The sequence below is a fragment of the Pseudarthrobacter sulfonivorans genome (assembly GCF_001484605.1).
Classification (GTDB): domain Bacteria; phylum Actinomycetota; class Actinomycetes; order Actinomycetales; family Micrococcaceae; genus Arthrobacter; species Arthrobacter sulfonivorans_A.
Genome location: NZ_CP013747.1, coordinates 510212 through 523410 on the forward strand (window position 1 = coordinate 510212; position 13199 = coordinate 523410).

Genomic DNA, 13199 nt, shown 5'->3' on the forward strand with positions numbered 1-13199 from the left:
CCAGACCACAGCACCACCCGTAACCCAGAAGGATCCACCAGCCCCATGGCCCGCCGCCAAAGCCCAGCCCCTGCCGGGGACGCACCCCAGGATTTCGTCGAGAACATCGTGGACATCGATGTCACGTCCGAGATGGAAGGCTCCTTCCTGGAGTATGCGTATTCGGTGATCTACTCCAGGGCCCTGCCTGATGCCCGGGACGGGCTCAAGCCGGTCCAGCGCCGGATCCTGTACATGATGAGTGAGATGGGCCTGCGTCCGGACCGCGGCCACGTCAAGAGCGCCCGTGTGGTGGGCGAGGTCATGGGCAAGCTCCACCCCCACGGCGATACCGCCATCTATGACGCCATGGTGCGGATGGCCCAGGACTTCTCGCTGCGCCTGCCGCTGATTGACGGCCACGGCAACTTCGGCTCCCTCGACGACGGTCCGGCGGCCCCCCGGTACACGGAGGCGAGGCTCGCGGCAGCAGCCCTGACGCTGACCGACCACCTCGACGAAGACGTGGTGGACTTTGTCCCCAACTACGACAACCAGCTGACCCAGCCGGATGTCCTCCCGGCCGCGTTCCCCAACCTGCTGGTCAACGGCGCCACGGGTATCGCCGTCGGGATGGCCACCAACATGGCCCCGCATAACCTGGTGGAGGTCATCTCCGCCGCGCGGCACCTGATCGCCCACCCGGACGCGACCCTCGATGACCTCATGCGCTTTGTACCGGGGCCGGACCTGCCAACAGGCGGCCGGATCGTAGGCCTGGACGGCATCCGGGACGCCTACGCCACCGGACGCGGTTCCTTCAAGACCCGGGCGAAGGTGGAGATCGAGCAGCTCTCGGCCCGGCGCACCGGCCTGGTGGTCACCGAGCTTCCCTACATGGTGGGCCCCGAAAAGGTGATCGAGAAGATCAAGGACGCCGTCAATGGCAAGAAACTGACCGGGATCAGTGACATCGTTGACCTGACGGACCGCCAGCATGGCCTGCGCCTGGTCATCGAGCTGAAAAACGGGTTCAACCCGAACGCCGTGCTCCAGCAGCTCTACCGCTACTCGCCGATGGAGGATTCCTTCGGCATCAACAACGTGACCCTGGTGGACGGCCAGCCGCAGACCCTCGGCCTGGTAAAGCTGCTTTCCGTGTACGTGGAGCACCGGATCGACGTGGTGCGCCGGCGGACGTCGTTCCGGCTGGGTAAGAAGAAGGACCGCCTGCACCTGGTGGAGGGCCTCCTGATCGCCATCGTGGACATCGATGAGGTCATCCAGATCATCCGCTCCTCGGATGAGGTGGCGGCGGCCAGGGTCCGGCTGATGTCCATCTACGATCTTTCCGAGATCCAGGCCAACTACATCCTGGAACTGCGGCTGCGGCAGCTGACCAAGTACTCCCGGATCGAGCTTGAAAAGGAGCAGGAGGAGCTGCGCCGCGAGATCGCGGAACTGGAAGCCATCCTCGGTTCCGAGGAGCGGTTGCGCGGACTTGTGTCCTCCGAACTCGGCGAAATCGCCGAAAAATACGGCACGCCGCGACGGACGGTCCTGCTCGAATCCGAGGCCGTGTCCCCCACCGTGGCCGCAGCCCTGGCGGCCGCCCCCAACGGCAAAGGCCAGGCCGCGCCGCTCGCCCTGGAGATCTCGGACGATCCCTGCTGGGCCATCCTGACGGCGTCGGGCCAGATCGCGCGCACGTCCAACCAGGAGCCCCTCGCCGAGTCCGGGCCGCGGGCCAAGCACGACGTTTTCCGTTCAGTGGTCAAGACCTCGGCCCGCGGGGAAATAGCGGCGGTCACCTCACAGGGCCGGATGCTGCGGCTTCAGGTCATGGACATGCCGGTGCTGCCGCCGATGTCCGGCCTGCCCAACCTCGCAGGCGGTGTTCCGGCCAAGGACTTCATCACGCTGCTGAAGGGTGAAGCGCTGGTGGCGTTCGCCCCGCTGGATGAAGTCCTGGCCATCGGCACCGCCCAGGGTGTGGTGAAGCGGGTCCAGCCCGATTACCCCCTGAACCGCGAGGACTGGGAAGTCATTGCGCTCAAGGACAAGGACGAGGTGGTGGGTGTGGCGCCGGCCGGGTCTGAGGAGACCGATCTGGTGTTCCTGACCCGTGAGGCTCAATTGCTCCGTTTCAGCGCCGCCAACGTCCGTGCCCAGGGCAGGACGGCCGGCGGCATGGTGGGTATCAAGCTCGGCGCCGGGGACCAGGTGCTGTTCTTCGGGGCGGTCGCCGCCGCCGACGACGACGCCGTGGTGGTCACCATTGCCGGCACGAACGGCGCCCTGCCGGGCACCGCTCCGGGTGCGGCGAAAGTGACGGCCTTCGCCGAATACCCTGCCAAGGGCCGTGCAACAGCCGGCGTTCGCGCACACAGGTTCCTCAAGGGCGAAGACACGCTGCTGCTGGCGTGGGCCGGGCACGGACCCGCGAAGGCCTCATCGCTCGCCGGTATTGCCAGGTCGCTGCCGCAGGAGCACGGCCGGCGGGACGGTTCGGGGATTCCGCTGTCCCAGGCAGTGGACGCGGTGGGTCCGGCCATGGCCTGGAGCGATCCGTCCTAGACTGCTGCCATGCCTATCATTCCTGATGAAAAGGACTGGACCTGGGTCCTCTCCCGGCCGTGCCCCGAGTGCTCCTTCGACGCTTCCACCGCCACACCGGCCACGGTGCCGGGCAGCGTGGAAAACATGCTCCCGCGCTGGCGGGCCGTCCTCCGCCGGCCTGACGTTGCAGAACGCCCGGATGACAGGACGTGGTCGGCGCTGGAATATGCCTGCCACGTCCGCGACGTCTTCACGCTGTTCGACCAGCGGCTGAACCTTATGCTCGACGCCGACGGCGCCCGGTTTGAGAACTGGGACCAGGACCAAACGGCAGTCGACAAGGATTACGCCAATGCCGATCCCGCCGTGGTCAGCGCCGAACTGACGGCCGAGGGCAAGCAGATTGCCGAGTCCTTCGCCGGCGTGCGGGAGTCAGAGTGGGGACGGCGGGGCCTGCGCAGCAACGGTTCCGAATTCACGGTCCTGACGCTGGCCCAGTACTTCCTGCACGACGTCGTCCATCACCTCCACGATGTGGACGGCTGAGGGGACTCAACCCACCAGCGAAGCAGCCGTGCCCGTCCGGGACACCGCCGAGAGCTCCAGCCGGGCGTCATCCGGCTGGATGTCGGCCGGATTGTGGGTGACCATGACCACTGTGCGGTCTTTCAGGCCGGCGCGGAGGTCTGCCAGCATTTCCCGTCCCGACTGTGCGTCCAGATGAGCCGTGGGCTCATCGAGCAGGATAACCTCGGCCCCCGTCAGCAGGGTCCGCGCCACGGCCAGCCGTTGCCGCTCGCCGCCGCTGAGGAAGGAACCACCCGGCCCGATCCGGGTGTCCAGCCCCGCCGGCAGCCGCGACACCAGGGCGCTGAGGCCGACGGCGGCCAACGCCGCTTCCAGCTCGGCTTCACCGGCGGCAGGCGCATCAGTGGTAGGCGGCGCATGGACGCCCAGCATCAGGTTGCCCCGCAGCGTCGAATCGAACAGGTGTGCCTCCTGCGGGCACCAGGCCGCCGTCCCGGTCACCGCGGCCCGGCCCGCGGCCGGCAGGAATCCCAGCAGGACGGCGAGCAGTGTGGATTTCCCCGCGCCCGACGGTCCGGTGACCGCCAGCCACGTGCCCGGTCCGGCCGTTGCGGAGACCCCGGAGAACACGGGTTCCCCGCCGGGCCAGGCCGCCCCGACGCCTTCCAGTTCAACCCCCGCGGCGGCACCGGAACGGGCGGGGACAGCATGCAGGCCGTCGCCGGCCCCGGTTTCGGTGGCGCCGCCATCCAGCACCCCTGACTCACCGACCCGGCGCATAACGCTGCGTAGCGCCGGGTACTGGCGCACCGCCGTCGTCATCGCCGCGTACGGTTCCACGAGTGCAAGCTGCAGCAGGACAACAACCGCGGCGGTGGCGGGCTCCATGGATCCTGCCAGCACCTGGGGTGCGGTCAGCACGGCAGCAGCCAAGGCGGCGGTGCCGCAGGCGGCGATGGTGATGGCCTGGCCGAGGCCTTCGGCCCAGGCGGAACGCTGCGATGCCCGGGTGGCCAGGCGGTCCTCGGCGCGCAGCGCGTCCAGGACTGTTGCAGCGATGCCGTTCGCGTGCAGCTCCGCCCGGGCATCCAGCGCAGCGGACGTGCGCCGAAGGACGCCTGCCCGCAGGCGCTGTTCCGCTGTGGCCGAGCGGCGGTCCCCCCACAGGGCGGCGGCCGGCGCCACGAACAGGCTGACGGCTGCTGCCAAGGCAACGGCCGGCAGAGCGGCAGGCGCCACGAGGGCGCTTGCCACCAGCGCTGAACCGGCCACGGCGAGCGCCGTGGCCGGCGGCAGCACGACCCGCGGCAGAAGGTCCCGGACGGTGTCGACGTCGTCAATCACCGTACCCAGGACGTTGCCGCCCTGCAGGAGCCGCCGGAGTGAGAGTGCCTTGCGGCTCAGTGATTCCCAGAGCCGGCCGCGCAGGCGGGTGAGGGCACCGAACACGGCATCGTGCAGCAGGAGCCGTTCCCAGTAGCGCAGGACGGCACGCCCGATCCCAAAGAACCGCACACCGACGATGGCAGTGAGCAGGTACAGGATGGGCGGCTGTTCGCTGGCCCTGATGATAAGCCAGCCGGAGAGGCCGGACAGGGCAACGGCGAAAAGGGCGGCAAAAGTCCCCACCACGGCGGCGCCGGTGAACCGGCCAGCCACCGGTGCCAGCAGGCCGGCCAGCAGGCGGACAGTCCCGCCGGGCCGGGAATCCCCGGCCGCGGGCGTCTGCGTCCTCGCCGGGCGACGCCCGGAAATTTCCGGGGCGTGTTCTTGCTCCACGCTGGCCCCGGTTCCGTCGCACACGGTTCCGGACGGCCCTGTCCCTGCTGACAGCACAGCTCGGTCGGAGGGGGCTGTGATGCCGTGGGTGGAAACAGGCACCAGGTGGTCAGCCAGTTCGCGGGTCTGCTGGTCGTGGGCCACCAGGATGACGGTGACCTGGCCCCGGAGCGCACGGATCGAGTCCTGCACCAGCGCCGCCGACACGCCGTCAAGGTGTGCGGTGGGCTCGTCGAGAAGCAGCAAGGTGGCACCGGACCTGATGCGGGCCAGGCCGCGCGCCAGCGCAACGCGCCGCAGCTCACCCGGGCTAAGTTCGGCCGGATGGTGGCCGGCGAGGTGCCCGGCAGCCGCAGCGGCCAGACAATCCGTGGCCGCCTCGGCTGCTGCCGGAGTATCTGAGCCCCTTCCGCCACCGAGGTACAGCATGACCTCCTCGAGCACGGAGTCCGCCACCATCACCGGATGCTGCGGGACCCAGGCGATCGCGTCGCGTGCCAGGCCGGAGAGGCGGCCGGAAACTGTGGTTCCGCCGCCGTCCCCGATGGTCCCGGCCAGCACGCCAAGGACGGTGCTTTTGCCGGCGCCGCTGGGACCGTCCAGGGCGGTGATAAGCCCGTGCGGGGCAGTGAACGTTAACGGCCCGACGGCGGGAGCGGTCCGTCCGGAGTACGTGACACTGAGGTCGGTGACCGTCACTCCCCCGGACCCGGGCACGGAACCCCGGCTGCCGCCGTCGGACGCGGCAGCTTCGCGTCCCTGTGCGGGCAGCGGCTGCGGCTCGGGTGCTTCAGTGACCTTCCTGGTCTCGGCCAGGGCCGCCCGGCCGTCATCACTGGCGTGGTGGGCGGTGCCCAGCTCGCGCAGCGGCAGGTAGCAGTCCGGCGCAAGAATCAGCGCCAGGAGGCCGGCCTCAAGCGGCATGTCGCCGTGCACCAGGCGGACGCCGATGAATACGGCAACCACTGCTACGGAAATGGTTGCGATCAGTTCCAGCGCCAGTGCGGACAGGAACGCGGTGCGCAGAGTCCCCATGGTCCTGGCGCGGTATTCCTCGGAGATCTGCTCAAGGGCCTTGCGCTGCGCGGTGGCACGGCCCAGTCCCACCAGGACGGGCAGGCCCTTGGCCAGCTCCAGCATGTGGGCGGAAAGCCGGGTCAGGGTTTCCTGCGCCTCACGGACATGGTCCTCGGTGTAGCGGCCGATCAGCACCATAAACAGCGGGACCAGCGGAACCGTCAGGACAATCACCACCGCGCTGACCCAGTCCGTGAACAGGATGCGCGCCCCGAGCAGCAACGGGATCGCGGCACAGTTCACCAGTGCGGGAAGAAACTGCGTGTAGTAGCTGTCCAGCGCGTCCAACCCGCGCGTAGCCAGCACGGCCAGTCCGCCGTCGGCCGGGCCGGTGCTGCGCGCACCGTTCCGCAGGGCCCGGGCCAGCAGCTCGGACCGGAGTTCTTCCTTGATGCCCAGCGCGGCGCGGCGCGCGGCGATGCCCTGGGCCCACACGGTGGCGGACCTCAGGACAACGCCCGCCAAGCCCCAGGGCAACTGCTCGGGCCAGGACCCGTTCCCGGTGGCCAAGCCGGCCAGCATGGCAGCCACGGCCTGCCCCATCAGAACCAGCGACAGCGCCTTAAGCGCCGCCAGCAGGCCAAGCCAGTAGATGGCGGAACGGGTGGCCGGTCCGGCCGGAAAGTCCGGGCGCACGTGCCGGTCAGCCCTTCGTGGTGAATGCCCGGACGGCAATGGCCGGCAGGATGCTGTGCGCCGCGGGGATCTGGGACGCGCTGACACGCCGCCGGAATACCCAGTAGGTCCACGCCTGGTAGGTGATCACGAGGGGCAGGCCAACGGCTGCCACCACGCTCATGAGCCCGAGCGTGTAATCGGACGACGACGCGTTGGCAACGGTGAGGTCAAACGCAGGGTCCAGGGTGGAGGGCAGCACCACCGGGAACACGGCGCCGAAAATGGACGCGCTGCCGAGGAGGAGGAAGGCTCCCATCGCCATAAACGCCCTGCCTTCGGATCCACGCCGAGCCAGGAACCACGCCGCTGCTGCGGCCACCACGGCCACGATCACGGCCACCCAGGTCCACGGCTTGCCCTCCAGGAACTGGAGGATCAGTGCCCAGCCGGCCAGGGGCAGCAGCAGGACCGGAAGCAGCCGGACGAACCAGCGGCGCGCACGGTGGCGGATGTCGCCGTCGGTCTTCAATGCGAGGAAGGCCAGCGCGTGCAGCAGGGAGAATCCCACCACTGCCAGCCCGCCCAGCACGGCGTAACCACTGAACCACGCGAATGCGCCACCGACGCGGTCACCGTTCGCGTTCAGCGGCAGGCCGGTGGTGGTCAGGGCCAGGGCGGCGCCGACACCGAAGGCGGCAAAGAAGGAGCCCAGGGCGATGGCCCAGTCCCAGCGCGACCGCCATTTGTCCGTGTCACCCTTGCCGCGGTATTCGAACGCCACGGCACGGAAGATAAGGGCAACCAGCACCACCAGCAGGGGGAGGTAGAGGGCGGAAAACAGCGAGGCGTACCACAGCGGGAAGGCCGCAAACGTTGCGGCCCCGGCCGTGATCAGCCAGACCTCGTTGCCGTCCCAGACCGGGCCGATGGTGTTCAGCAGCACCCGGCGCTCAGTGTTGTTCCGCGCGAACAGCTTCATCAGCATTCCGACGCCGAGGTCAAAGCCTTCAAGGAAGAGGTAGCCGGTCCAAAGCACCGCGATGACGATGAACCAGATGGTGGGAAGCAGTTCCATGCTCGAGTATCCTCTGCTCTTCTTAGTAGGCGAATGCCAGGACGTCGTCGGCGGGCTTACCAGTGCCGGGGCCCTTGTTGGCGTCCCCGATTTCGTCGGCGGGGGTGTGTGCAAGTTCCGGCATGGCGGATACCACGCCGCCCCGGATGAACTTGACCAGGAGCTTGACCTCCACCACAAGCAGCGCGGCGTAGACGGCGGTCAGGACGATCAGTGACGTCAGCAGTTCACCGGCGGAGACTCCGGGTGAGACGGCCGCAGCGGTGAACATAAACACCTGGTCGATGCCGTTCAGGTCCGGGTTGGGTGCCACCACAAACGGCTGCCGGCCCATCTCGGTGAAGATCCAGCCGGCGGCATTGGCGCCGAACGGGGCCAGGATGCCGAACACCGCCAGGCGCATCAGCCACCGCGACGCTGGCACGGTGCCCTTCCGCGTCACCCACAGCGCGATGAGCGCCGCCAGCGCAGCCAGCCCGCCGAAGCCGATCATCATCCGGAAGCCCCAGTAGGTGACTTCCATGACCGGGACGTACTCGATCTCCTGGCCGGCCCGCTCGCCGTAGATCGGGCTGTCGGGGAGGTGGGTTCCGTAGTCGGCCTTGTACTGGTCCAGGAGGCTATTGACGCCCTTGACTTCGGTAGTGAAATCGCCCTTAGCGAGGAAGGACAGGATGCCCGGGACCTCGATCAGGGCCACAATCTCGTCGCAGTTCTTGGAGCCAAGGTTCCCGACGCTGAGCACGGAAAAGCCGGTGCCGTCGTGGCAGGCGGCTTCAGCCGCGGCCATCTTCATGGGCTGCTGCTCAAACATCAGCTTGCCCTGCAGGTCGCCGGTCAGGGCGGTGCCGGCGAAGGAGATCATGGCGACGACGGCCCCGATCCGCAACGAGCGGATCCACACTTTGTAATCGGTCCGGTCACGTCCGGGGATGGCTGCTTCGCCAGGAATCACCTTCCCGTCGGCGCCGACGGTGTCGATACCGTCGGTGCGCCTTCGCCAGAGGTGGTACCAGGCAATGCCGAGGAGGAAGCCGCCGGCAACGGCCAGCGCTCCCATCAGGGTGTGCGGAAAGGCCACCAGAGCGGTGTTGTTGGTGAACACAGCCCAGGCGTCCGTCATGACCGGCCGGCCGTCAATAATCTCCGCGCCCACCGGATGCTGCATCCAGCTGTTGGCCACGATGATGAAGTAGGCGGAGAACACCGATCCCACGACGGCCACCCAGAGGCAGGCCAGGTGGATGGCCGGCTTCAGCTGCTTCCAGCCGAAGATCCACAGGCCCAGGAACGTGGACTCAACGAAGAAGGCCAGCAGCGACTCCAGCGCCAGCGGCGCCCCGAACACGTCTCCAACGAAGCGGCTGTACTCGCTCCAGGCCATGCCGAACTGGAACTCCTGCACAATGCCGGTGGCCACGCCCATGATGAAGTTGATCAGGAAGAGCTTGCCCCAGAACTTGGTCATCCGGAGGTACTCCACCTTGCCCGTGCGGTGCCAGAGCGTCTGCATCACGGCCACCACCAGGCCCAGTCCGATGGTGAGAGGCACCATCATGAAGTGGTAGACGGTGGTGATGCCGAATTGCCAGCGTGCGATTTCCAGAGCTTCCACAGCAGTCCCTCGGGTTGGCGGTGCAACTTTTCTACGTTTCGTAGAACTTTGACTTCTACAGAGTGTAGAACAATGCGGCGGGCACTGTAAACCAACAGTTCCATGTGGAAGTGGTGCCCACAAGGCCGCGGCGCGCCGAGTGTTCTACCGTACGTAGAAACTCAAGCGAAAAACAGGTAACTTTGTTCTTGTATATGTAGCGCTGGTGCAGTCACCGCGGCCGTCGACGGTCCGGTGCGGGGAAATCGAAGGATGTATCGCAATGGCAAGTCTTGGCGAACTGGAACGGGCAGTGATGGATCTGCTCTGGGCGGGCCACGAAGCAGCCACCGCGAATACCCTGCGCGACAGACTGGCAACAACCACCGAGGCAAAAGGGGATGCTGCCGGGCATGAGGGCAAGGAGCTTGCCGTCACCACGGTCCTGACCGTCCTTTCACGGCTCGAGAAGAAGGGCCTTGTGGAGCGGGAACGCGGTACGCGGCCGCACCGCTACCAGGCCGTTTCCAGCAGGGAAGACCACACGGCGGAGCTGATGCACGAAGTGCTGGGCTCAGCGCCTGACCGTGAAGCCGTGCTGGCACGTTTCATCGGCTCCGTGACGGACAGTGAAGCGGAAACACTGCGCAAACTGCTTGGCCACATCTAGCGGACCATGTTCTGGACCTCGTACCTGCTGGCGGTCCTAGCGATAGTCCTGGCGTGGCCAGTGCCTATCCTCCTTTCCCGTGCCTCGTGGCCTGCCCGGTCACCGTTCACGGCCATGCTGCTGTGGCAGGCAATAGCACTTGCGGGTGGGCTGTCCATGATCGGCGCCATGCTGGTCTACGGGCTCGAACCGATCGGTGACAACCTCATCTCCGGGCTTCGCGGGCTGGCGGATATGGTCCTGTTCAACGCGCCCACCACGGCCTTGGGCTTCTGGCATTTGTTCGCCCTGTCCGCCGCGGCGCTGCTCACCGCTCACCTGGTCTTCACCCTCTTGCTGACCTACTACAAGATCGAACGGCAACGGCGTAGGCACCGGGAACTCCTGGCCCTGTTGGCCGCCCCGTCCGTCGACGCGGCCCGCACGGTGGTCATCAGCCACGATTCACCCGTCGCCTATTGCCTGCCCGGCGGGGCCCGCTCCGTCACGGTGCTCTCGGACGGCCTGATGGCCGCGCTGGAGCCGGCTGAGTTACGGGCCGTCCTGAGCCACGAGAATGCCCACCTCAACCAGCGCCACCATCTCCTGCTCTGGGCGTTTGCGGCGTGGCGCCAGGCGCTCCCCTGGCTGCCCACCACCCGCCTCGCTCAGGAGGCGGTGAACTCGCTCATCGAAATGCTGGCGGACGACGTCGCGCTGAAGTCGGAGAGCAAGGCCACGCTCATCAAGGCGATCGCCATTGTTGCCAGCGGACCCACCGGAGGTATGACGGCAGGGATGGGGGCGGGGATGGCGGGAAGCATGGCGGCCGCCGCCATACCGTCCGCGCACCCCGGCCTTGCCCTGGACGGGCTTGAGGCGCCAACCGTCGCCGTCTCAGGTTCTGCCCGGACCACCATCTCCCGGGTCAGCCGGCTGCTGTCCCCTGAGCCGCAGCTGCCTGCCGCCGCCCGCGGGCTGGTGCTTGCCGGCTCCGCCCTGCTCCTGGCCGTGCCCACCGCCCTGCTGATCGTGCCGGGCCTGCTGGGCTGAACCGCCGCCGTGGATGGAACCGCCGTCTGGACTGAAACCCCGGCAGGGGCTGTGCCGACGCCGGCCTAGCCATCACAGGGCTGTGCCGACCCGGACGTCAGGCGTCGATCCGCTCCCGGTCCAGGCTGGAGGCGCCGGCGATGATGAAGTCTTTGCGGGGGGCAACATCGGATCCCATCAGCAGGTCGAACGTGTCTTCGGCATGCTTGGCGTTCTCGATCCCCACCTTGCGCAGCGTCCGGTGCCGCGGGTCCATGGTGGTCTCGGCAAGCTGTCCGGCGTCCATCTCGCCCAGGCCCTTGTACCGCTGGATCGGTTCCTTGTAGCGCTTGCCTTCCTTGGCCAGCCGGCCCAGGAGCACATGGAGTTCCGCCTCCGAGTAGGTATAGATCATGTCGTTGGCTTTCTGCCCGGCGTTGATGACCTCCACCCGGTGCAGCGGCGGCACGGCAGCATAGACCCGTCCGGCGTCGATCATTGGGCGCATGTACCGGAAGAAGAGTGTCAGCAGCAGGGTCCGGATGTGGGCGCCGTCGACGTCGGCGTCGGTCATGAGAATGACCTTGCCGTACCGGGCCGCGTTGATGTCGAAGCTGCGTCCGGATCCCGCACCCACTACCTGGATCAGCGCAGCGCACTCCGTGTTGGACAGCATGTCCCCGACTGACGCCTTCTGCACGTTCAGGATCTTGCCGCGGATGGGCAGCAGCGCCTGGAAGTCCGAGGACCGCGCCAGCTTGGCGGTTCCCAGTGCGGAGTCGCCTTCCACGATGAAGAGTTCGGAACGGTCGACGTCGTCCGTCCGGCAGTCGGCAAGCTTGGTGGGCATGGACGAGGTTTCCAGGGCATTCTTGCGCCGCTGGGTTTCCTTGTGCACCCGCGCGGAAATCCTGGACTTCATCTCGCTGACGATTTTTTCCAGGAGCAGCGCTGAGTGGGCTTTGTCGTTCCGGTTGGCCGAATTCAGCTTTGCGGTGATCTCCTGCTCCACCACCTTCGAGACGATGGCGCGGACGGCGGAGGTGCCCAGGATTTCCTTCGTCTGGCCTTCGAACTGCGGTTCGGCCAGCCGGACCGTCAGGACAGCTGTCAGGCCGGCGAAGATGTCATCCTTCTCGATCTTGTCGTTGCCGGCTTTCAGCTTGCGGGCGTTGGCCTCCACTGCTTTCCGGAACGTCTTGACCAGGGCCTGCTCGAAGCCCGACTGGTGGGTTCCGCCTTTGGGGGTGGCGATGATGTTGACGAAGCTGCGGACGGTGCTGTCATAGCCGATGCCCCACCGGAGAGCCACGTCCACTTCGCAGTCACGTTCAACCTCGGCGAGCTGGCTGTGGCCCCGTTCGTCGAGTACCGGCACGGTTTCCTTGAATTTTCCTGAACCGTGCAGCCGCCAGACGTCGGTGACGGCGGGATCGGCGGCGAGGAACTCGACGAACTCGGACAGGCCGCCGTCGTGGTGGAACACCTCTTCGTGGCCGGCTGCCTCACCGGGGGTTCCGGGCAGCCTGCGCTCATCGCGGACGGTGAGCTTGAGTCCCGGTACCAGGAAGGAGGTCTGTCGTGCCCGTGCGGCCAGTTCGTCGTAGGAGAATTTGGCGTCCGGCGTGAAAATCTGGCGGTCCGCCCAGTAGCGGATCCGGGTCCCGGTCACACCACGCTTCGCCTTGCCCACCACATCGAGCACCGAGCCGTCCACAAACGGCGCAAACACCGCCGACGGGTCCAGCTTGGATCCCTGGTCCTTGAAGCGCCCAGGCTCGCCGCGCCGGAACGACATTTTGTAGGTCTTGCTGCCGCGGTCCACTTCAACGTCCAGGCGCGCAGACAGGGCGTTCACCACGGAGGCGCCCACGCCGTGCAGGCCGCCGGAGGCCGTGTAGGACCCGCCGCCGAACTTGCCGCCCGCATGGAGCTTGGTGAAGACCACTTCGACGCCGGTGAGTCCCGTCTTGGGTTCCATGTCCACGGGGATGCCGCGGCCGTCGTCGTGGATTTCCACCGAGTTGTCCGCGTGCAGGATGATCTTGATGTCGTGGCCAAATCCGGCAAGCGCTTCGTCCACCGAGTTGTCGATGATCTCCCACAAGCAGTGCATCAGCCCGCGCGAATCGGTGGAACCGATGTACATGCCGGGGCGCTTGCGGACGGCCTCGAGGCCTTCCAGGACAGAAAGGTGCCGGGCGGTGTAATCAGAACTTGGTGCCACGGGTTTGTGAACTCCTTCAGTGACGGAACGGCTGGCGCTGCGGGCGCTCCATCAAGCCTAGTCGGCGCGGCAGCGGACGGAG

General features: G+C 67.1%; 8 protein-coding genes. 4 read left to right on the plus strand and 4 right to left on the minus strand.

What is annotated here, in order from left to right; all coding sequences use genetic code 11:
- Positions 1 to 45: 45 nt before the first annotated feature.
- Positions 46 to 2556 carry a DNA gyrase/topoisomerase IV subunit A gene (locus tag AU252_RS02265; RefSeq protein ID WP_058929336.1) on the plus strand — a complete coding sequence of 837 codons (2511 nt, stop codon included), beginning with the start codon at positions 46 to 48 and terminating at the stop codon, positions 2554 to 2556.
- A 9-nt stretch (positions 2557 to 2565) separates the two neighbouring features.
- Positions 2566 to 3084 (plus strand): DinB family protein, encoded by a 519-nt coding sequence (locus AU252_RS02270; protein WP_058929337.1) that lies wholly within the window; start codon positions 2566 to 2568, stop codon positions 3082 to 3084.
- A 6-nt stretch (positions 3085 to 3090) separates the two neighbouring features.
- On the opposite strand, the gene cydD is transcribed toward AU252_RS02270, so the two are convergent.
- The 3 genes from cydD to AU252_RS02285 are packed head-to-tail and all read right to left on the minus strand — an operon-like array spanning position 3091 to position 9230.
- Positions 3091 to 6558, minus strand: a complete 3468-nt coding sequence (gene cydD, locus AU252_RS02275) for a thiol reductant ABC exporter subunit CydD (RefSeq protein ID WP_058929338.1) — start codon at positions 6556 to 6558, stop codon at positions 3091 to 3093.
- Between the two features lie 7 nt (positions 6559 to 6565).
- Positions 6566 to 7615: a cytochrome d ubiquinol oxidase subunit II gene (cydB, locus tag AU252_RS02280; protein WP_058929339.1), complete on the minus strand. Its 1050-nt coding sequence runs from the start codon at positions 7613 to 7615 to the stop codon at positions 6566 to 6568.
- A 22-nt stretch (positions 7616 to 7637) separates the two neighbouring features.
- Positions 7638 to 9230: a cytochrome ubiquinol oxidase subunit I gene (locus AU252_RS02285; RefSeq protein ID WP_058929340.1), complete on the minus strand. Its 1593-nt coding sequence runs from the start codon at positions 9228 to 9230 to the stop codon at positions 7638 to 7640.
- A 262-nt stretch (positions 9231 to 9492) separates the two neighbouring features.
- Here AU252_RS02285 and AU252_RS02290 point away from each other — a divergent pair, with 262 nt between their 5' ends.
- Positions 9493 to 9879: a BlaI/MecI/CopY family transcriptional regulator gene (locus AU252_RS02290; protein ID WP_058929341.1), complete on the plus strand. Its 387-nt coding sequence runs from the start codon at positions 9493 to 9495 to the stop codon at positions 9877 to 9879.
- A gap of 6 nt (positions 9880 to 9885) precedes the next feature.
- On the plus strand, positions 9886 to 10911 hold the full coding sequence (locus AU252_RS02295) for a M56 family metallopeptidase (RefSeq protein WP_058929342.1): 1026 nt from the start codon (positions 9886 to 9888) through the stop codon (positions 10909 to 10911).
- A 97-nt stretch (positions 10912 to 11008) separates the two neighbouring features.
- On the opposite strand, the gene AU252_RS02300 is transcribed toward AU252_RS02295, so the two are convergent.
- A complete protein-coding gene (locus AU252_RS02300) occupies positions 11009 to 13117 on the minus strand; it encodes a DNA gyrase/topoisomerase IV subunit B (RefSeq protein WP_058929343.1) in 2109 nt (702 codons plus the stop codon).
- Between the last annotated feature and the right edge of the window lie 82 nt (positions 13118 to 13199).